The organism is Mitsuaria sp. TWR114 (assembly GCF_007997345.1).
Genome location: NZ_VOSR01000151.1, coordinates 1 through 20,394, shown reverse-complemented (window position 1 = coordinate 20,394; position 20,394 = coordinate 1). Strand labels below are relative to the sequence as shown.

Below are 20,394 nucleotides of genomic sequence, written 5' to 3'. Positions count from 1 at the left end.
CCATGCCGATGCCCAGCGCGCGCAGGTAGGCCTGCAGCGTGCCGCGCTTCTCGGGCGTCGGGCCCTCGTGGACGCGATACAGCGACGCGTGCTTGCCGCCGGCGATGAAGTCGGCCGCGCAGACGTTGGCGGCGAGCATCGCCTCCTCGATCAGCCGGTGCGCCTCGTTGCGGGTGCGCGGCACGATCTTCTCGATGCGGCCGTTGTCGTCGCAGACGATCTGGGTCTCGGTGGTCTCGAAGTCCACCGCGCCGCGCTTGGCCCGCTGCGACAGCAGCGCGCGGTAGACCTCGTGCAGGTGCAGCAGGTGCGGCACCAGCGCCTGGCGCTTGTGGGCCTCGGGGCCATGGGTGTTGCCCAGGATCGCCGCCACCTCGGTGTAGGTGAAGCGCGCATGCGAGTTGATGACCGCGGGATAGAACTGGTAGGCGTGCAGTTCGCCGGCCTCGGTGACCAGCATGTCGCAGACCATGGACAGGCGGTCCTGCTCCGGATTCAGCGAGCACAGCCCGTTGGAGAGCTTCTCCGGCAGCATGGGGATCACGCGGCGCGGGAAGTAGACCGAGGTCGCGCGCTCATAGGCGTCGCGGTCCAGCGGCTCGCCGGGCTTGACGTAATGGCTGACGTCGGCGATCGCCACCAGCAGGCGCCAGCCCTTGAAGGCGGTCTTGCCTCTGCCCTGCTTGTGGGGTTCGCAATAGACGGCGTCGTCGAAGTCGCGCGCGTCCTCGCCGTCGATGGTCACCAGCGCCACGTCGCGCAGGTCGATGCGGTGCTTCATGTCGACCGCGCGGACGCGGTCCGGCAGCTTCGCGGCCTGCTGCAGCGTGTCGGCGCTGAAGGCGTGCGGGACCTCGTACTTGCGCACGGCGATCTCGATCTCCATGCCGGGGTCGTCGATCTCCCCCAGCACTTCGGTCACCCGGCCGACCGGCTGCGAGTACAGCGACGGCGGTTCGGTCAACTCGACCGCGACGATCTGGCCGGCGGTGGCGTTGGCGATCGCGTTCTTCGGGACCAGGATGTCCTGGCCATAACGCTTGTCTTCGGGCGCGACGAGCCAGATGCCCGACTCCAGCAGCAGCCGGCCGATGATGGGCTTCTTGCGGCGCTCCAGGATCTCCAGCACGCGGCCTTCGGGGCGGTTGCGCTTGTCGAAGCGCACAACGCGCACCCGTAGGCGGTCGCCGTGCATCACGGCGTGCATTTCCTGCGAGGAGAGGTAAACGTCGGGCTGGCCGTCGTCGGGCATCAGGAATCCGTGCCCATCCCGGTGACCTTGCACCGTGCCTTCGATCTCCCCCATCAGCGAATGGCTCTGGGGGCTTGCGTTCTTGAAGTTTTTGATAATAGAATCCTTGTCTTTCCTGAAACGCAGAAGCCGTTTGGCGTTTCGAAGAAACTGAAGGCTCAAGAATACTGCAAAGTCGCTTGAGCTGAGTTTTTCGAGAAGTTGGCTTTTGACCTTGCCCAGGTGGCGGAATTGGTAGACGCACTAGTTTCAGGTACTAGCGGGTAACTCCGTGGAGGTTCGAGTCCTCTCCTGGGCACCAATTCTGAAAAGCCGGCCACGAGCCGGCTTTTCTCATTTTTCCGCCCAGGAAGTGATGCCCGGTGGGCATCACGGGAGGACTCGAATGGTTTGGACCGTTGGTCCAAACCGGGGTCGCGCAAAGCGTGACCGAGTCCTCTCCGGCGGTGGCAGCGAGCGCGGCGCCCGCGCAGCAATCCCAAACGAAAAGGGCCGACATCCGTCAGCCCTTCCCTCATCAGATCGCGAATTTCTTCGCCAGCGCATCTGGCCGCAGCGCGTCGTAATCCTCGAACGGCTGATGGATCCACGGGCTGGTTTCCAGCATTTCGACGTAATAGTCGGGCGTGTACTCCGACACGCTCTTCGTCCAGATCACCGCCGAGCGCAGCTCGCTGATGGCCGGCATGCCCCGCAGCCGCTCCACGACCGCCTTCAGCGTCACGCCAGAGTCCGCCAGGTCGTCCACCAGCAGCACTCTCCCGGCCAGTTCACCCTTGGGCATGGTGATGTACTTGGCGATATCCAACCGCCCCTGGATCGTCCCCGCCTCGGCCCGATAAGAGCTGGTGGACATGATGCCCAGCGGCTTGTCGAACACCCGCGACAGCACATCCCCCGGACGCATGCCGCCACGCGCCAGGCACAGGATCTGGTCGAACTCCCAGCCGGAGGCGTGCACCTTCAGCGCCAGGCGTTCGATCAGCAAATGGTATTCATCCCAGGACACGTACAGATGTTTGCCGTCGTCGGTCAGCATGGGGGAGGCTCCTCAGCGAAGAATGGATCAGGTCTGGATAAGACGGAATACAACAGGGCTCGAGCGATCGCTCAACCCTGGAACGGGTGCTGCAGCAGGATGGTGTGCTCGCGGTCGGGGCCGGTGGACACCATGGCGATCGGCGCGCCGATCACCGCTTCCACGCGCTTCAGGTAGTTGCGCGCGTTCTCCGGCAGTTGCTCCCAGCGGGTGATGCCGAAGGTCGATTCGGTCCAGCCGGGGAAGACTTCGTAAATGGGCTTGCACGCGGCGATCTCGTCGCCGTCCAGCGGCAGGATGTCGAGCTGCTTGCCGTCGAGCTCATAGCCCACGCACATGTTGATCTCAGCCAGGCCGTCGAGCACGTCCAGCTTCGTCAGGCACAGGCCGCTGATGCCGTTGATGATGATCGAGCGCTTCAGCGCGGCGGCATCGATCCAGCCGCAGCGGCGCGCACGGCCGGTGACCGTGCCGCGCTCCTGGCCGACCGTCGACAGGTGGTGACCCACCGTGCCGGGCGTTTCCCAGTCCAGCTCGGTCGGGAACGGACCCGAGCCGACGCGCGTCGCATAGGCCTTCGTGATGCCCAGCATGTAATGCAGCATCTGCGGCCCCACGCCCGCGCCCGCGGCGGCGTTGCCGGCGACGCAGTTGCTCGAGGTGACATACGGATAGGTGCCGTGGTCGATGTCCAGCAGCGTGCCCTGCGCGCCTTCGAACAGGATGTTGTCGCCGCGCAGATGCGCCTTGTGCAGCATGTAGCCGACGTCGGCCATCATCGGCTTGATCTGCTCGGCCAGCGCCATCGCATGGTCGAAGATCGGCTGGAACTCCAGCGCCTTCGCATTCAGGTAGCCGGTCAGCGCGACGTTGTGCAGATCGATCAGTTCCTTGAGCTTCTTGGCGAAACGCTCCGGATGCTTCAGGTCCTGCACACGCAGCGCGCGGCGGGCGACCTTGTCTTCGTAGGCCGGGCCGATGCCCTTGCCGGTCGTGCCGATCTTGCCGCTGCCGCTGCTCTCGCGCAGCGCCTCGCGGGCCCGGTCGACCTCGACGTGGAAGGGCAGGATCAGCGGGCAGGACTCGCTGATGTACAGGCGCGAACGCACTTCGACGCCGGCCTTCTCCAGGCGCTCGATCTCCGACAGCAGGTGGGTCGGATCCAACACCACGCCATTGCCGATGTAGCAGGCGACGCCGTCGCGCATGATGCCCGAGGGGATCAGCTGCAGCGCCGTCTTCACGCCCTTGATGACCAGCGTGTGGCCGGCGTTGTGACCGCCCTGGAAGCGCACCACGCCCTGGGCGTGATCGGTCAGCCAGTCGACGACCTTGCCCTTGCCTTCGTCACCCCACTGGGTGCCGACGACCACCACGTTGCGGCCGCGCGCGATCTCACTGCTTTGCATGACGTTCTTCCGATGAATTGAGATTGAGGGGGTGGAGGGGCGGATCGCGTCGCTCAGAGCGATCGCAGCACCCATTGACCGCCGGCCTGAACCAGCTCGCGGTCGCATTCGAACTCGTCGTTCTCTTGTTCGTGGCCCGGCAGCACGCAGACCACGGTTTCGCCCTGCTCGCGCAGGCGACGGACGGCCGCGCGCAGGTCGGGATCCTCGCCCCAGGGGGCACGCACCGCGGCCCGCAGCGAGGTGGCGGGAATCAGCCCCACCAGCGTCTTCAGGTCCAGGCTGAAGCCGACCGCCGGACGGCGACGGCCGAAGACCGCCCCCACCTCGTCGTAGCGGCCGCCGCGCAGGACGGCATCGGTGCCGCCCACCGCGTACAGCGCGAAACGCACGCCGCTGTAGTAGCCGAAGCCCGGCAGGTCGGCGAGGTCCACGCCGATGCGCACGTCGGGATACGCCGCGCGCAGGTGATGGATCAGCCACTCCAGGTCGTCCAGCGCTGCCGTCACCAGCGCATTGGCCGGCAGCGCGCGGCGCGCGTCGGCCAGCACCTCGACGCCGCCGTACAGGCGCAGCAGCGTCTGCAGCGCGGTGACGACGTCGTCCGGGAGCTCCTGGGAGAACGCCGCCACGCCGGCCGCGTCCTTGGCGGCCATCGCGGCCACCAGCGCATTCAGGCGGTCCTCGCTCAAGGCGTGATCGCCCAGCACGCCACGCACCAGGCGCGCGTCGCCGAGGTCCAGCACCAGCTGCGTCAGGCCGGCGCGCTGCATCGCGTCGATGGCCAGTTCCTGCGCCTCCAGGTCGGCCTCGAGCCCGGCATGGCCGTAGATCTCGACGCCGAACTGCAGCGGCTCGCGCGTCGCGGTCAGGCCTTCGGCGCGGGTGTGCAGCACCGGACCGCAGTAGCACAACCGCGTCACGCCGGCGCGGTTCAGCAGGTGGGCATCGATGCGGGCGACCTGCGGCGTCGTGTCGGCGCGCAGGCCCAGGCTGCGACCGGAGAGCTGGTCGACGAGCTTGAAGGTCTTGAGGTCCAGCGCCTGACCGGTGCCGGAAAGCAGCGAGTCGAGATGCTCCAGCATCGGAGGCATCACCAGCTCGCAACCGTAGGTCCGCGCCATGTCCAGCAACTCGCGGCGCAGTTCTTCGATGCGGCGGGCCTGGGAGGGCAGGACGTCAGCAATGTGCTCGGGCAGCAGCCAAGCAGAGGCCATGGACGTTCAGGGAGGGGGTTAAAAACGGCATTGTACCGGGGTCGCGGCGAACCTCGGCCTCCGAGCCCCTCACGCGGGGGCCCGGCGCGGATTCGCCAACGATTCACCGAGCCTTCGTGACGGGCTGCCCATTTGGGATGCTTCGGGCGCTTCGGGAGCGCGTCAAAGCAGCAACAGCAGCAGCGCGCCGCAGGCGAGGCTGGCCAGCCCGAGGAACCTCAGCTGGCCGTCGCTCATCGCCAACAGCCGGGCGAACAGCTGCCGCCAGGCGCCGGGATTGAGGAACGGCATCAGCCCTTCCATGATCAGCAGCAGCGCCAGCGCCGCCAGCCACTTGTCGCCGCTCATGACGAGACCGCCCTCCCCGGCCGTGGCCGGTCAGCTCGATGGCGAACGGGCGGGCCGACCGGCCCGCCCGGGATCACTTCTTCGGGGCCGCCGCCGGCGCGCCCGGACCGCCGGTGCGCATCGTGTTGAAGAACTGGCTCGACGGGTCCAGCACCATCACGTCGCCCTTGCCCTTGAACGAGCGCTGGTACGCATCCAGCGAGCGATAGAACTGCGCGAACTGGGGATCGCGACCGAAGGATTCCGAGTACAGCGCCGACGCCTTGGCATCGCCCTCGCCCATGATCTTCTGCGCGTCGCGGTAGGCTTCGGCGGTGATGATCTCGCGCTGCTTGTCGGCATCGGCCTTGATCTTCTCGCCCTCGGCGGCGCCGGTCGAACGCAGTTCGTTGGCGACGCGGGCGCGCTCCGACTTCATGCGGTTGTAGACCGACTCGGTGATGTTGGCGGCGAAGTCGACCCGCTTGACCCGCACGTCGACGATTTCGATGCCGAACTGCTTGGCTTCTTCCTCGAGGCGCTTGCGCACGTCCTGCATGACCTTCTCGCGCTCGGTGGCCAGCACCGCGCGCACGGTGCGCTTGGTCACTTCCTCGTTGAGCGCGGCCTGCACGATCGGGCTCAGACGGGTTTCCAGGTTGCGCAACTGCGTGCCGCTGTTGCGGATGTACTGGCGCGAGTCGACGATGCGCCACTTCACCAGCCAGTCGATGACCAGGCTCTTCTTCTCGGCGGTGAAGATGGGGCGCGGATCGGCCGCGTCCAGGGTCTGCACGCGGCGGTCCAGGAAGACCACGTTCTGCAGCGGCGGCGGCAGCTTGAACTTCAGGCCGGGCTCGGTGATCACTTCCTTGATCTCGCCCAGCGAATAGACGACCGCGAACTGGCGCTGGTCGACGACGAACAGCGTCGAGCTGGCGATCATGAACAGGATCAGCAGGCCGACGACGACGGAGACGATGCGATTCATTGTTGTGGGCTCCCTGTCGATCAACGGCCGTCGCGGTCGCGGCTGCGCATGCTGTCGCGCGAGCGCGGATCGCTGCCCAGCGACGAGGCGCCCGAGGTCGCCGGATCGGTCGGCACCACCGGCGTGGGCGCCGTGGTCGTGACCGTGCCGCCGGGCTGCGTCTGCTGCATCAGCTTGTCCAGCGGCAGGTACAGCAGGTTGGAACCGCTCCTGGCGTCCACCATCACCTTGGTCACGCGGGAATAGACCTGCTGCATCGTGTCGATGTAGAGGCGGTCGCGGGTGACGGCCGGCGCCTTCTGGTACTCGGCCAGCACCGACTTGAAGCGCTGCGCGTCACCCTCGGCGAACGAGACGACGCGGGCGCGGTAGGCCTCGGCATCCTCGCGCAGGCGGGCCGCCTGGCCCTGCGCGCGGGGGATCACGTCGTTGGCATAGGCCTCGCCTTCGTTCTTCAGGCGCTCGCGGTCGGCGTTGGCGCGGAAGGCATCGTCGAAGGCGGCCTGCACCTGCTCGGGCGGCTGCACGCTGCTGACGTTGACGTTGACGATCTGGATGCCGGTCTTGAGCCGGTCCAGTTGCGCCTGGATGGACTTGGCCAGGTCGATCGCGATCGCGTCGCGCTGCTCGTACAGCACCGAGTCCATGTTGCTGCGGCCGACGATCTCGCGCACCGCGGATTCGGACGCCTGGTTGACGGCCTCGTCGGTGTTGAAGTTCTCGAAGAGGTAGTCGCGCGCATCCTTCAGCCGGTACTGCACGGTGAAGCGGATGTCGATGATGTTCTCGTCCTGCGTCAGCATCGACGAATCCCGCAGGCCCGATGCCTGGCCGACCGAATTGCGGCCGACCTCGACGGACTGCAGCTGCGTGAACGACACCACCTCGTGCGCCTGGAACGGATACGGCAGGCGGTACTGGATGCCGGCATCGACGGTGCGGCTGTACTTGCCGAAGGACGTGATGACGCCCTGCTGACCTTCCTGGACGATGAACACGCCGCTGGCCAGCCAGCCCAGCACCACCACGCCGACCACCAGGCCGACGCCGATGCCGGCGCCCTTCATGTCGGGCTGCGGGCCACCGCCGCCGCTGCCGGCCGGACCGTTGCCGTCATTGCCGCCGCGGCCGCCGAACAGGCGCGAGAGCTTGCGGTTGAAGTCGCGCCACAGCTCGTCCAGGTCGGGCGGGCCTTCGTTGCGGCCATTGCTCATCCAGAGCCCCACCCAGCGGCGCAGGCCACCGGCTCCACCCTGCGGGCCACGTCCGCCGCCAGCGGCGGACAGGCGATCGTCTTGATTCATACGCATCCTGATGAGGAAGTCTTGTTGCGAGTATCGGGCATTGCGCAGCGCTCTCAGCCTGTACGTCCCTGCGGATCATCCTGCGGGTCTGTCCGAGCTTGGGTCAGGTCTTGATCGTTCAAGGCGTCGTCGTCACCGTCATCTCCGTCAGTCGACGCCGGTTTTCCGGAGACCGCGGGATCATCATTCCCGTCGGCCCCGTCGGCGTCCTCGAGCGCCAGGCCGGCGTACTCGGGCACCGGCTCGGCCTGCATCAACGAGGCGATCATCGCGCGCAGTTCGTCCAGACCCTCGCCCTGCGCCGCGCTCACGAAGACGCGGGGCAGGCGCTGGCCGCCGTGCTCGCCGCCGATGCGCGTCAGCCAGTCCTGCAGCTGGCGCGGGCGCTGCGTGGGCTCGAGCAGGTCCAGCTTGTTGTAGACGAGGATCTGCGGAATGTGCTGCGCGCCGATCTCGGCGAGCACCCGCTCGACCTCCTCCATCTGTTCGGTCAGCACCGGGCTGGCGGCGTCGACCACATGCAGCAGCAGGTCGGCATCCGCGGCCTCCTGCAGCGTGGCCTTGAACGCCTCGACCAGCTTGTGCGGCAGGTCGCGGATGAAGCCGACAGTGTCGGACAACGAGACGCTGGTGCCCGCCTCCTCGAGGTAGAGCGAACGCGTCGTCGTGTCCAGCGTGGCGAAGAGCTGGTTGGCCGCGTAGGTCCTGGCCTTGGTCAGGGCATTGAACAGCGTGCTCTTGCCGGCATTGGTGTAGCCCACCAGCGAGACGCGGAACACGCCGTTGCGGGCGCGGGCGCGGCGCTGCGTGGAGCGCTGGCGCTCGACCTTCTTGAGGCGTTCCTTGATCGACTTGATGCGGTCGTCGATCATCCGGCGGTCCAGTTCGATCTGGCGCTCGCCGGGTCCGCCGCGCATGCCGATGCCGCCACTCTGGCGCTCCAGGTGGCTCCAGCGGCGCACCAGGCGCGTGGCCAGGTACTGGAGCCGCGCCAGCTCGACCTGCAGCTTGCCCTCGAAGCTCTGGGCGCGCGCGGCGAAGATCTCCAGGATCAGCGCGGTGCGGTCGGCCACGGGCACGCCGAGGTGGCGTTCCAGGTTGCGTTGTTGGGCGGGGGAGATGGCCTGGTCGAACAGCACGGTGTGCGCGCCCAGCGCGTCCACCATCAGCTTGATCTCGTCGGCCTTGCCGGACCCGACGAACAGCGCCGCGTCGGGCGCCTTGCGCTTGGCCACGATCCGGGCGACCGGCGTGTCACCGGCCGACTCGGCCAGCAGCGCGAGTTCGTCGAGGGTGGGGTCGAAGGCCACGTCGCGGCCCAGATCGACCCCCACCAGAATGGCGCGCGCGCCTCGGGGGGCGGCGTCGAATGGGTGGGGTCTTGTTTGGTCAATCAGCGTCAGCTGGCGTCGTTGCTCTCGCCGGCGTGGAAGTTCACGGCGCGGCCGGGGACCACCGTGGAGATGGCGTGCTTGTAGACCATCTGCGTCACCGTATTGCGCAGCAGCACCACGTACTGGTCAAAGGACTCGATGTGGCCTTGCAGCTTGATGCCGTTCACAAGGTAGATGCTCACAGGAACATGCTCCTTGCGCAGCAGGTTCAGGAAGGGGTCTTGCAAGAGTTGTCCTTTGTTGCTCACGATATGCTCCGTGTTGTGAGAGTGGTGTTGGAAGCCCGGACCTTATCACAGCACCGGGTTTCCCCGGACGGCCCGGACCTCAGGATTCGGCGAACGGATTCTTCGAGGACCGCAACTCGATCTTCAGCGGCGTGCCCACCAGCTTGTAGTGGTCGCGGATGCGCCCTTCCAGGTAGCGTTTGTAGACGTCGCTGACGCCGTCCAGCGCATTCCCGTGAATGACGACGATCGGGGGATTCATCCCGCCCTGGTGCGCGTAGCGCAGCTTCGGACGCGAGATCCCCGCCCGCTGCGGTTGCTGGTGCTGCACCGCCTCCTGGATGAGACGGGTCAGCACCGGCGTCGTCATCTTGCGATAGGCCGACGAATAGGCATCCGCCAGCGCCTTCCACAGCGGGCCCAGGCCCTGCCGCTTCAGCGCGGAAATCTTCAGGATGGGGGCGAAGCGCAGGAAACCAAGACGGGTCAGGATCTGGCGTTCGATGGTTTCGCGCTGGTAGCTGTCGATCGCGTCCCACTTGTTGATCGCGACCACCACCGCGCGGCCGCTGTCCAAGATGTAGCCGGCGATGTGGGCATCCTGGTCGGTGACGCCCTGCGTCGCGTCGATCAGCAGCAGCACCACGTTGGCGTCGGCGATCGCCTGCAGCGTCTTGACGACCGAGAACTTCTCGATCGCCTCGAACACCTTGCCCTTGCGGCGCAGGCCGGCGGTGTCGATCAGCTTGAACTTCTGGCCGTTGCGCTCGAAGTCGACGCTGATGGCGTCGCGCGTCGTGCCCGGCATGTCGAAGGCGACCAGGCGTTCCTCGCCCAGCCAGGTGTTGATCAGCGTGCTCTTGCCGACGTTGGGCCGGCCCGCGACCGCCAGGCGGATGGCCTTGGACTCGTCCTCTTCCGCACCCTCGCCTTCGAAGGCCTCGTCCTCGGCGGGCGCCTCGAAGCTGTCCAGCACGGCTTCCAGCAGCGAGCGGATGCCCTGCCCGTGCGCGGCCGAGACCGGATGCGGCTCGCCCATCCCCAGCTCATGGAACTCGGCCAGCAGCGGGCTGTCGCTCATGCCCTCGGCCTTGTTGACCGCGACGAAGACGCGTTTGTTGCACTGGCGCAGGTAGCGGCCGATGTCCTGGTCCTGGCCGGCCAGGCCGGTGCGCACGTCCAGCACGAAGATGACGGCATCCGCCTCGGCCACGGCCTGGCGGGTCTGCTTGGCCATCTCCTTGACGATGCCGGTGGAGCTGTCGGGCTCGAAACCGCCGGTGTCGATGACGATGAACTCGCGATCGCCCAGGCGCCCGTCGCCGTAATGGCGATCGCGCGTGAGACCGGCGAAGTCCGCGACGATGGCGTCGCGGCTCTTCGTCATCCGGTTGAACAGCGTGGACTTGCCCACGTTGGGGCGGCCCACCAGGGCGATCACAGGTTTCATATCAGTCTTGGCGCAGCGCGAACAGGCGTCCGCTGCGGGTGGCGACCAGCACCGTGCCGCCGAGCTGCACCGGCGCCGCGGCGATGCCGGAGCTGTCGGTCTGCAGGCGCTGCACGGTCTGGCCCTTGTCCTTGGACAGGAAGTGCACGTAGCCCTCGCTGTCGCCGACGATGACCGACTTGTCGGTCACCAGCGGCGCGCTGAGCTTGCGGTTCTGGAATTGGTCGGCGGTCCAGACGACGTCGCCGCTGCGGGTGCCCCAGGCGGTCAGCCGGTCCGAGGCGTCGCCGCCGACGACGATCGTCGCGTCGGCCCCCACGCCGCGCAGGCCGGCGTTGTTGCGGGTCCAGATCGTGTTGCCGCGCTCGCCGTTGACGCAGGCGACGGCCGACTGGAACGCGCGGGCGCAGAACACCTCGTTGTCGCGGGCCATCGGGCCGACCAGGTCGGCCAGGCGCTCGACCTCGTTGGTGCCGCGCGGGTTGGCGATGGTCGCTTCCCACATCAGCAGGCCGCGGGTCGGGTCGACACCCGCCAGGCGGGAGCCCTGCCCCACCAGCAGCGTGTTCTGGTAGGCACCGATCACGCCGGCCTGCTGCAGCGTCAGCGGCTCGCCCGGACGGCGCAGCTCCCACAGGCGACGGCCGTCGGCCGCGTCGAAGGCCAGCACCGCGCGGTCCAGCGTCAGCACGAACACGCGCTCGCCGGCAACGAACGGCGCGGTGATCACGGGCGTCGTCAGCGTCTTGCGCCACAGGATCCTGTCGCCCTCGGTGACGACCAGTTCGTTCTCGCGCGTCACGGCGGCGGCGAAACGGCCATCGCTGCCAACGCCGGCGCTCAGGCCCTTGCCGATGTCGGCGCGCCACAGCGTGGTGCCGTCGGTGGCGGAGATCGCGCTGATCACGCCGTCCGACCCGCCCACGACGAAGCGGTCGTTCACCGCGGTGATGGTCAGCGGGAACTTGACGCTGTCCACCCGCGCTTCCCAGGCGACACGGGCCTGCAGCGACGGGGTGATGTTCTCCAGCGGCGCCGGCTTGGGCGCATTCGAGCTGCTGAACAGCGAGCAGGCGCCCAGCGTCATCGCGACGCCGCCCAGCAGCAGCGCCCGGCTCAGCGCGCCCAGGGTGACGCGGGCCGTCATTGCGCGGCTCCCGCGGCGGCGGCATCGCCACCCACCGCCACGCCCAGGCTGGCCAGCTTCACTTCCAGCAGGCGGCGGTAGTCCAGCTGCTTGTCCATGCCGTCATACGCCTTCTTGAACTCGGTCTTGGCGACATCGGGCTTGTTCTGCAGCAGCGCCAAGTCGCCGCGGCGGTCGGCGGCCAGCGGCGCGAAATCGGCGCTCTTGACGCCGTCCAGCGTCTTGGCGGCTTCGTCGTACTGCTTGGCGTCCATCTGCAGCGCCGCCAGTCTCAGGCGGGCCAGGTCGCGGTAGGCCTCGCCCTTGGCATTGGCCACCGCCCAGGTCAGCGTGGCGCGCGCGTCGTCGGCCTTCTCCTTGTCCAGCTGCAGCTTGGCGGTCATCAGCGCGGCCTGCGCCGTGTAGCCGGTGGAGGCGAAGTCCTGCTTCAGCGTGCCGAAGACGGCGGCGCCCTTGCCCAGGTCGCCGGCCTGGACCGCGCGTTCCAGCTCGCTGAACATCGCGCCGGCCTTGGCGGCCTCGTTGCGCTGCCAGTAGTTCCAGCCGGTCCAGCCGGCGTAGGCCACCAGCACCAGCGTCAGCAGCCAGGTGATCGCATTGCCCCAGCGCTTCCAGAACGCCTTGAGCTGCTCCAGCTGTTCCTGTTCTTCGAGATCGAGATGAGCCGCCATGTGCGAGTGTGGGTCCGTCGGTTGAGGGTCGAAGCCGGCCCGGCGCGAGCGTCGGCCGGCTGGGGGAAGTTGCTGAATGCGGCCGGCGGCGCCCTCCTCGGGCACCCCGGCGAAGCCGCGATTATGCGGTGCGCAGATCGGCTGCCCACGCAGCCGCCGTGTTAAGCGGACGTGTCACCTGCTCGCCGTCGCCGCGCAGGGGCTTGACCGCGACCTCGCCCCGGGCGAGTTCATCGGCGCCGAACACCAGCGCGAAGCGGGCGCCCGAGGCGTCGGCCTTCTTGAACTGCGACTTGAACGAGCCGCCGCCCGCATGCATCTGCACCGCGACACCTTCGGCGCGCAGCGCTTCCAGCACCGGCATGGCCTGGGCGAGCGCCGAGGCGTCGGGCAGGATCGCGTACGCGTCCGGCGCCGAGGACGGCACCGCCAGGCCCAGCTCGTCGATCAGCAGCAGCAGCCGCTCGACGCCCAGGCCGAAGCCGACCGCGGGCGTGGGCTTGCCGCCGAGCTGCTCGAACAGCCCGTCGTAGCGACCGCCACCGCAGACCGTGCCCTGCGAGCCGAGCTGGTCGGTGACCCACTCGAACACGGTCAGGTTGTAGTAGTCCATGCCGCGCACCAGGCGCGTGTTGATGCGGTATTCCAGGCCGGCCGCGTCGAGGATCGCGCGCACCGCGTTGAAATGGGCCAGGCTGGCCTCGCCCAGGAAGTCCATCAGCTTGGGCGCGGCCTCGACCACGTCCTGCATCGCCGGGTTCTTGGTGTCGAGGATGCGCAGCGGATTGCTGTGCAGGCGACGCTTGCCATCCTCGTCGAGTTTGTCGGCATGGCCTTCCAGGTAGGCGATCAGCGCGGCGCGGTGCGCGGCGCGCTCCTCTGGCTGGCCCAGCGAGTTCAGCTCCAGGCGCACATGCTGGCCGACCACCAGTCCCAGCTCCTGCCACAGGCGGCGGACCATCAGGATGATCTCGGCGTCCACGTCCGGGCCGGCGAAGCCCAGCGCCTCGACGTCCAGTTGGTTGAACTGGCGGTAGCGGCCCTTCTGCGGGCGCTCGTGGCGGAACATCGGGCCCAGCGTCCACAGGCGCAGCGGGCCGTTGTACAGCGCGTTGTGCTCGACCATCGCGCGCACGATGCCGGCGGTGGCCTCGGGGCGCAGCGTCAGCTGGTCGCCGTTCATGCTGTCGGTGAAGGAGTACATCTCCTTTTCGACGATGTCGGTCACCTCGCCCAGGCCGCGCACGAACAGCGCGGTCGGCTCGACGATCGGGGTCAGCATGTACTGGTAGCCGTAGCGCTGCAGCACGCCGCGCAGCGTGGTCTCGAACCAGCTCCACAGCTGGCTGCTCGGCAGCTTGTCCTTGCGGTCGACGCTGGCCGGGAGGATGTCGTTCATCCCCTTCACGGCCTGGATGTTCTTGCTCATGCGGTGGTGGTGCTCGCGCCGTAGCGCTTTTCGATGTAGGTCTCGACCAGGGCGTGGAACTCGCCGGCGATGTTGTCGCCGCGCAGGGTCAGCGCCTTCTCGCCGTCGATGAAGACGGGCGCCGCCGGCGCCTCGCCGTTGCCCGGCAGGCTGATGCCGATGTCGGCATGCTTGCTCTCGCCCGGGCCGTTGACGATGCAGCCCATCACGGCCACCTTCATGTTCTCGACGCCGGGGTACTTCTCGCGCCAGACCGGCATCTGGGCGCGCAGGAAGTCGTCGATCTGCTTGGCCAGTTCCTGGAAGGTGGTGCTGGTGGTGCGGCCGCAGCCGGGGCAGGCGGTGACGCTCGGGTTGAACGCGCGCAGGCCCAGCGACTGCAGGATCTCCAGCGCGACGACCACTTCCTGCGTGCGCGACTCGCCGGGCTGCGGCGTCAGCGAGACGCGGATGGTGTCGCCGATGCCTTCCTGCAGCAGCACCGACAGCGCCGCGGCGGAGGCCACCGTGCCCTTGGTGCCCATGCCGGCTTCGGTCAGGCCCAGGTGCAGCGCGTAGTCGCAGCGCTTGCTCAGCGCACGGTAGACCGAGATCAGATCCTGCACGCCGCTGACCTTGCAGCTGATGATGATGTTGTCCGGATTCATGCCCAGCTCGCGGGCATAGGACGCCGACGACAGCGCCGACTGGATCAGCGCCTGGTACATGACCTGCTTGCCGTCCCAGGGCTGCGCGCGCCTGGCGTTGTCGTCCATCATCTGGGCGAGCAGTTCCTGGTCCAGGCTGCCCCAGTTGACGCCGATGCGCACGACCTTGTCGTACTGCATGGCCGCCTCGATCATCTGCGCGAACTGGCGGTCCTTCTTGTCGCCCTTGCCGACGTTGCCGGGATTGATCCGGTACTTGGACAGCGCCTGCGCCATGGCCGGATGCTCGGTCAGCAGGCGGTGGCCGTTGTAGTGGAAGTCGCCCACCAGCGGCACGTCGATGCCCATGCGGTCGAGCTGCTCGCGGATGTGCGGCACGGCGTCGGCGGCCTCGGGCGTGTTGACGGTGATGCGGACCAGCTCCGAGCCCGCCTGCGCCAGTTCCTTGACCTGGATGGCGGTCTCGATGACGTCGACCGTGTCGGTGTTGGTCATCGACTGGACGCGCACCGGCGCGTCGCCACCGATGGTGACGATGCGGCTGCCCCAGCGCACCTGGGCCTGGCGCGAGCGGCGCGCGGCGGGCGCGGCGGCGGCGATCAGGTCCGACAGGTCGGCGGCGGCGAAATCGGGAGTGTCTGGCTTGTCCATCATACGGCGCTCTTGCGAAAGGGGTACGGCTGGCGGGGCGCCCGTCGGTCCGGGTTCAGTTCAGTTCAGTTCAAGCCGGGCGACGTTGTCGCGCGCCCGGGCAGCGAGGTCCACCGGCTGGCCGCGGAACACCAGTTCCGTGCCGGACACGTTGCCCACGCGCAATCTCAGCGGCGCGACGCCGTGGACGTCGACCAGATCGCCCGGACGCAGCAGCCGGGACAGCAGCACCTGGCCCTTGGCGTCGACGACCTCGACCCAGGACTCGGCGCTGGCGCGGACCTTCAGCGGGGAGGTGCCCGGCGCGGGCGCGCCTGGATCGGCTGGCCGGCCCCTGTGGCGACTGAAGCGGCGGTGGAGGCGGCCGGCGGCGTGACGGCAGCCTGCGTCGTCGCGGGCGCCGGGGACGGCGCGGTGATCGGCGTCGCGGCGCTGGAGGTCTGCGGCGGCAGCGTCGGCACGCTGGCGGTGGACTGCGGCGCGGCCTCGGAGGCGCTCACCACCGGGGCTTCGATGTTGGTCGGGGGGCTGTCGGTCGCCACCGGCGCGGTGCCGATGGCGCTGCCCGGGCCGGGGGTCGCGGTGGTGGTCGAGGACTCGGGCGCCGAGCGGAACCGCGCCGTCACCTGCTCGATCCAGCTCGACGGGATCGCGTACACGGCCACCGCGGCGACCAGCAGCACACCCACGCCGAGCACCGCCGGGCGCTTCAGCAGCTCGGCCGAGAGCATCGGCTCCTGGCTCACCGAGCGCTCGCGGAACGGCTGGTTCAGGCCCGGCGTGACGCGGTCCAGCGAGGCCTCGGCGCCGCTGCTGGGCAGCATCGCCAGCACCGGCGCCGCCTCGATCTTCAGCACGCGGCACATCGAGCGCGCCAGCGCCCGGGCGAAGGTCGCGTCGGGCAGCTCGTGGTAGCGGTCGGCCTCGAGGGCCTCCAGCTTGGATTGCGGCACCTTCAGCGTCGCGGCCAGGGCGGCGATGTGCAGGCCCCGCGCCTCGCGCGCGCGCCGCAGCGCGGCGCCGGCGGAACTGGGGCCGAAGGTGGATGGCGCAGCGGATGCGGCTGCGGGCGTCGCCTCGTCGGCGGCCGTCGGAGTCATGCGATGTCCCTCATTCATCGAATCGACCGTTGTTCAATGCCTGCGTCTCGGCCGCCTGCGGATACTTGCGCCGCAGTTGCTGACCGAGGTCTTCCATGTTGGCCGCGTTGCCCAGGCGGCGCTCGATGCGCAGTTCCAGCCAGAGGCTGGCCGCGTTCGCCTGTTCCACATTGCTGTTGACGCGGCGGGCGTAGAAGCGCGCCCGTTCGTATTCGCCCTGGCGGTACAGCACCTCGCCCAGGTTCAGCGCGATGGTCGGATTGCCGGGCTCGGCCTCGAAGGCCTTGGACAGGTGGGCCTGCGCCGGCACCAGCCGGCCCTCGCGGGCCTCGCAGGCGCCCCAGGCCAGCAGCGTGCGCGCGGGCGTGCGATAGGCCGGCAGCGCCACGGCGGCCTCGAACTGCTGGTAGGCCTCGGCATAACGCTGGCGCTGGCACAGGAACCAGCCGTAGTTGTGCAGCGTGTCGCCGTTGTTGCGGTCGCGGGCCAGCAACTGCTTGAAGCCGTCCTCGGCCATCGCGTACTCGCCCATCGCGGCGTAGATCAGGCTGCGCAGGCTGATCGCCTCGGGCAGGTCGGGCTTGGCGGCCATCGCCAGCTTGACCTCGTCCAGCGCGGTCTCGTACTGGCCGCGGGCGAAGTAGCCGCTGGCCAGCTCCAGCCGCACCTGAGCCCGGCGGTCGTTGTCCGTCTTGTCGCTCTCGGTCCGCGGTTGCTGCTGCTGCGGCGAGGTCGTCGCGCACCCGGCCAGGGCCGCGGCGATCAGCAACACGACGGACAGGGTCCGGGCGGAACGACGCGGAAAGACGGAGCCGGGCGACGGAACGGTCATGGACGTGGGCCTGTGGGAGTGACGGGAGTGACGGGGGAAGAAGTCGCCGCCGGCGCCGGGGCCGCCGTGCCGGCCGATGCCGCGTCCCGCTGTACCACCACGGGCGCGCGCACCATGCGCAGATGGACGCGGGTCCGGTCCTGCACTTCGCCGGCCAACTGGCCGCAGGCGGCATCGATATCGTCGCCGCGCGTCTTGCGGACGGTGGTCACGATGCCGGCCTGGATGAGCAGGTCGGCGAAGGCCTTGACGCGCTCGTTCGAGCTGCGCTTCAGGCCCGACGCGGGGAAGGGATTGAACGGGATCAGGTTCAGCTTGCAGGGCACCTTGCCCTTGAGCAGCGCGATCAGCTCGCGGGCCTGCTCCGGCGCGTCGTTCACCTCGTGGAGCATGCAGTACTCGAACGTGATGAAGTCGCGCGGCGCCTTGTCCAGGTAGGCGTTGCAGCTCGCCAGCAGTTCCGCGATCGGGTACTTGCGGTTGAGCGGCACCAGCTGGTCGCGCAGCGGGTCGTTGGGCGCGTGCAGCGAGACGGCCAGCGCCACCGGCGCGTCCTCGCGCAGGCGGTCGATCATCGGCACCACGCCCGAGGTCGACACCGTCACCCGTCGGCGCGACAGGCCGTAGCCATGGTCGTCGAGCATCATCCGCAGCGCCGGGACCAGCGCGGCGTAGTTCTGCAGCGGCTCGCCCATGCCCATCATCACGACGTTGGAGATGATGCGTTCGTCCTTGCCCAGGCGCTGGCGCAGCGTGTGCTCGGCATGCCAGAGCTGGGCGATGATTTCCCAGGTCTCCAGGTTGCGGCTGAAGCCCTGATGGCCGGTCGAGCAGAAGCGGCAGCCCACGGCGCAGCCGGCCTGGCTGGAGATGCACAGCGTGGCCCGGTCGTCCTCGGGGATGTAGACCGCCTCGACGGCGTTGCCCTGGCCGACGTCGAACAACCACTTGATGGTGCCGTCGGCAGAGACGTGTTCGGAGATCACCGGCAGCGCGGTGATGTGGGCGCGCCCGGCCAGCTTGTCGCGCAGCGACTTGGCCAGGTCGGACATCTGGGCGAAGTCCGATGCGCCCTTCTGATGGATCCAGCGGAACAGCTGGGTCGCGCGAAAGCGCTTCTCCCCCAGCTGCTCGCAGTACGCGGCCAGGCCTTGCAGATCGAATCCGAGCAGGTTGACCGCGTCCATCATGCGTTCCTCTTTCTCAAGGGCCTCGTGGCCCGGAGGTCAGAGGCTTGGCCCGGTTCAGCGGGCGTTGATTTCCAGGCCGGAGAAGAAGAAGGCGACTTCCACGGCGGCGGTTTCGGGGGCGTCGGAGCCGTGCACCGCGTTGGCGTCGATGCTGTCGGCGAAGTCGGCGCGGATGGTGCCCTTCTCGGCCTTCTTCGGGTCGGTGGCGCCCATCAGATCGCGATTCTTCAGGATGGCGCCTTCGCCTTCCAGCACCTGGATCTGGACCGGGCCGGAGATCATGAAGTTCACCAGGTCGTTGAAGAACGGACGGGCCTTGTGCACGGCGTAGAACGCTTCGGCTTCGGCGCGCGACAGCTGCTTCTGCTTCGAGGCGATGATCTTCAGGCCGGCGCCTTCAAAGCGGGAGTAGATCTGGCCGATGACGTTCTTGGCCACGGCATCGGGCTTGATGATGGAGAGGGTGCGTTCGATGGCCATGTCTTTTCCTTGAAAATCTTGGGCTTGGCAAAACCCGGCATTGTAATGCTTGAAGTCAAGCCCCCAGGTGACAACCCGTCATCGGACGGGGTCGCCGGGGGCGACGAGCAGGCTGACCCGCTCAGCGGCGACCGCGGCCGCCGCGATTGCCGCCCCGGTTGATGAAGGCGTCGGCGCCGATGTAGCCCATCGAGGTCTTCATCGGATCCGGAATGCGCTCGCCGCCCGGGCCGCGCTGGTTGCCGCCGCGGCCATGGTCGCCCGCATCGCTGCCGCCCTTGCCGAAGCCTTGCGGGATGCGCTTGCTGCCGGTGGCGAAGCGACGGTCGAAGGTCTGCTCCAGCGGATTGATGTGCTTCGGGATGAAGTCGTCATCGTCCTCGTTGCGGGGCCGGCGATCGCGTTCGCGCTCCTGCTGCTGTTGCTGCGGGCGCTGCGGCTGGTGGGCGCGCTGTTCGCCGCGCTGCTCCTGGCGCGAGGGCTCCGGACGGCTCGGGCGCGGACCGCCGCTGTTGCCGCTGCGGCGCTTGTCGCGACGCTCGGCGCGGTCGTTGTTGCGCGGCGGGCGCGGCTCGTTGCCGGCCAGCTGGCGGATGACGCGGACATCGGCGTCGCCCAGTTCGATGTAGACGCCGCGGCGCAGGCCGCGCGGCAGCACGACGGTGCCGTAGCGGATGCGGATCAGGCGGCTGACGGCCAGGCCGACGCTCTCGAACAGCTTGCGGACCTCGCGGTTGCGGCCTTCGGTGATGACGACGCGATACCAGCGGTTCACGCCTTCGCCGCCGCCGTCCTCGATGCTCTTGAAGCTGGCCTGCTGACCGTCGACGTCGACGCCGGTCAGCAGCTTGTCCTTCTGCTCCTTGCTCAGCGAGCCCAGCACGCGCACCGCGTACTCGCGCTCGACGCCGAAGCGCGGGTGCATCAGCTGGTTGGCCAGTTCGCCGGAGTTGGTGAACAGCAGCAGGCCTTCGGTGTTCAGGTCCAGGCGGCCGACCGACTGCCACTTGCCCTGCGGCAGGCGCGGCAGGTTGCGGAAGACGGTGGGACGGCCCTCGGGGTCGTTGAAGGTGACGACCTCGCCGACCGGCTTGTGGTACGCCAGGATGCGCGGCGCCACGGGGGCGATGCGGACCTTGATCGGCTTGCCGGCCACCGCGACGCGGTCGCCGTAGGAGATGCGCTGGCCGACATGGGCGACCTCGCCATTCACCGTGATCTGGCCCTTGGCGATCATGTCCTCGATGTCGCGCCGGGAGCCGACGCCTGCCTGCGCCAGCACCTTCTGCAGCTTGGGCGCATCGGCATCGGGCGCGAGCACGCGCTTGCCGGGCTGGCCGTCGGTGCCGGTCTCGCCCTCGTCGGCGGAGGCCTCGACTTCCGCCGCGCCCGTCTCCGCCACGTCGCCGTCACCTTCGACATCCGCGTCGAAGGCACCGGACACCAGCGCGTCGAAGCGCGCCTGGGCCTCGGCCTGCAGCTGGGCGTCGTCGACCGGATCGGCGGCACCTTCAGCGCCCTCGCCTTGCGGCGCGCGCGCGGGGCGCTGGCCGGACTCCTGGGCCTGCGCCTGCTGACCCTCGCGGGGCTCGCGATCACGATCGCGACCACGACGGCGGCGGTTGCGGCCACGCCCT

General features: G+C 68.6%; 20 protein-coding genes and 1 tRNA gene. 1 reads left to right on the top strand and 20 read right to left on the bottom strand.

The genetic code is table 11. From position 1 onward, the window contains the following. The coding region (locus tag FUT87_RS07090; RefSeq protein ID WP_147240558.1) for a ribonuclease R family protein at positions 1 to 1,306 on the bottom strand (1,306 nt) is incomplete at its 3' end. 162 nt (positions 1,307 to 1,468) lie between these two features. Between FUT87_RS07090 and FUT87_RS07085 the strand changes: the two genes are divergently transcribed. Next, a tRNA-Leu gene (locus tag FUT87_RS07085) sits at positions 1,469 to 1,553 on the top strand. A 216-nt stretch (positions 1,554 to 1,769) separates the two neighbouring features. Here FUT87_RS07085 and FUT87_RS07080 read toward each other — a convergent pair. The 19 genes from FUT87_RS07080 to FUT87_RS06995 all read right to left on the bottom strand — a co-directional run. After that, positions 1,770 to 2,291, bottom strand: a complete 522-nt coding sequence (locus tag FUT87_RS07080; RefSeq protein WP_091722945.1) for a phosphoribosyltransferase — start codon at positions 2,289 to 2,291, stop codon at positions 1,770 to 1,772. Positions 2,292 to 2,362: 71 nt separating this feature from the next. Beyond that, positions 2,363 to 3,700 carry an adenylosuccinate synthase gene (locus tag FUT87_RS07075; protein WP_147240557.1) on the bottom strand — a complete coding sequence of 446 codons (1,338 nt, stop codon included), beginning with the start codon at positions 3,698 to 3,700 and terminating at the stop codon, positions 2,363 to 2,365. A gap of 53 nt (positions 3,701 to 3,753) precedes the next feature. Beyond that, positions 3,754 to 4,917, bottom strand: a complete 1,164-nt coding sequence (locus tag FUT87_RS07070) for an ATP phosphoribosyltransferase regulatory subunit (protein ID WP_147240556.1) — start codon at positions 4,915 to 4,917, stop codon at positions 3,754 to 3,756. A gap of 162 nt (positions 4,918 to 5,079) precedes the next feature. Beyond that, positions 5,080 to 5,265, bottom strand: coding sequence for a DUF2065 domain-containing protein (locus tag FUT87_RS07065; protein WP_091722933.1), 186 nt, complete (start codon positions 5,263 to 5,265; stop codon positions 5,080 to 5,082). 73 nt (positions 5,266 to 5,338) lie between these two features. Continuing rightward, entirely contained in the window at positions 5,339 to 6,235 is an 897-nt protein-coding gene (hflC, locus tag FUT87_RS07060) for a protease modulator HflC (RefSeq protein ID WP_091722930.1), read from the bottom strand. A gap of 20 nt (positions 6,236 to 6,255) precedes the next feature. Next, a complete protein-coding gene (gene hflK / locus FUT87_RS07055; RefSeq protein ID WP_254783385.1) occupies positions 6,256 to 7,449 on the bottom strand; it encodes an FtsH protease activity modulator HflK in 1,194 nt (397 codons plus the stop codon). Positions 7,450 to 7,592: 143 nt separating this feature from the next. Next, a complete protein-coding gene (gene hflX / locus FUT87_RS07050) occupies positions 7,593 to 8,879 on the bottom strand; it encodes a GTPase HflX (protein ID WP_147240555.1) in 1,287 nt (428 codons plus the stop codon). Positions 8,880 to 8,938: 59 nt separating this feature from the next. Then, the gene (gene hfq, locus FUT87_RS07045; protein WP_091722923.1) at positions 8,939 to 9,181 is read right to left on the bottom strand and encodes an RNA chaperone Hfq; all 243 of its coding nucleotides are present in this window, start codon (positions 9,179 to 9,181) and stop codon (positions 8,939 to 8,941) included. Positions 9,182 to 9,260: 79 nt separating this feature from the next. After that, complete coding sequence (gene der / locus FUT87_RS07040) at positions 9,261 to 10,610, bottom strand: ribosome biogenesis GTPase Der (RefSeq protein ID WP_147240554.1); 1,350 nt, start codon at positions 10,608 to 10,610, stop codon at positions 9,261 to 9,263. Between the two features lies 1 nt (position 10,611). Continuing rightward, positions 10,612 to 11,757: an outer membrane protein assembly factor BamB gene (gene bamB, locus FUT87_RS07035; protein WP_147240553.1), complete on the bottom strand. Its 1,146-nt coding sequence runs from the start codon at positions 11,755 to 11,757 to the stop codon at positions 10,612 to 10,614. Then, positions 11,754 to 12,428 carry a tetratricopeptide repeat protein gene (locus FUT87_RS07030; protein WP_091722909.1) on the bottom strand — a complete coding sequence of 225 codons (675 nt, stop codon included), beginning with the start codon at positions 12,426 to 12,428 and terminating at the stop codon, positions 11,754 to 11,756. The genes bamB and FUT87_RS07030 overlap by 4 nt, the downstream gene beginning before the upstream one ends. 121 nt (positions 12,429 to 12,549) lie before the next feature. Beyond that, a complete protein-coding gene (gene hisS, locus FUT87_RS07025; RefSeq protein ID WP_147240552.1) occupies positions 12,550 to 13,857 on the bottom strand; it encodes a histidine--tRNA ligase in 1,308 nt (435 codons plus the stop codon). Beyond that, positions 13,854 to 15,155 (bottom strand): flavodoxin-dependent (E)-4-hydroxy-3-methylbut-2-enyl-diphosphate synthase, encoded by a 1,302-nt coding sequence (ispG, locus tag FUT87_RS07020; protein WP_147240551.1) that lies wholly within the window; start codon positions 15,153 to 15,155, stop codon positions 13,854 to 13,856. Before ispG ends, hisS begins: the two co-directional genes overlap by 4 nt. Positions 15,156 to 15,215: 60 nt before the next feature. Beyond that, on the bottom strand, positions 15,216 to 15,443 hold the full coding sequence (locus FUT87_RS28520; RefSeq protein WP_186830401.1) for a DUF4115 domain-containing protein: 228 nt from the start codon (positions 15,441 to 15,443) through the stop codon (positions 15,216 to 15,218). Then, positions 15,440 to 16,255, bottom strand: a complete 816-nt coding sequence (locus tag FUT87_RS07015) for a helix-turn-helix domain-containing protein (protein WP_186830400.1) — start codon at positions 16,253 to 16,255, stop codon at positions 15,440 to 15,442. The genes FUT87_RS28520 and FUT87_RS07015 overlap by 4 nt, the downstream gene beginning before the upstream one ends. Before the next feature lie 10 nt (positions 16,256 to 16,265). Next, positions 16,266 to 17,027, bottom strand: coding sequence for a type IV pilus biogenesis/stability protein PilW (gene pilW, locus FUT87_RS07010; protein WP_255511710.1), 762 nt, complete (start codon positions 17,025 to 17,027; stop codon positions 16,266 to 16,268). A gap of 56 nt (positions 17,028 to 17,083) precedes the next feature. Next, complete coding sequence (rlmN, locus tag FUT87_RS07005) at positions 17,084 to 18,274, bottom strand: 23S rRNA (adenine(2503)-C(2))-methyltransferase RlmN (protein ID WP_091725044.1); 1,191 nt, start codon at positions 18,272 to 18,274, stop codon at positions 17,084 to 17,086. 57 nt (positions 18,275 to 18,331) lie between these two features. Then, positions 18,332 to 18,757, bottom strand: a complete 426-nt coding sequence (gene ndk / locus FUT87_RS07000; RefSeq protein WP_091722894.1) for a nucleoside-diphosphate kinase — start codon at positions 18,755 to 18,757, stop codon at positions 18,332 to 18,334. A 121-nt stretch (positions 18,758 to 18,878) separates the two neighbouring features. After that, on the bottom strand, positions 18,879 to 20,394 hold a 1,516-nt coding region (locus tag FUT87_RS06995; RefSeq protein WP_255511709.1), incomplete at its 5' end, for a pseudouridine synthase.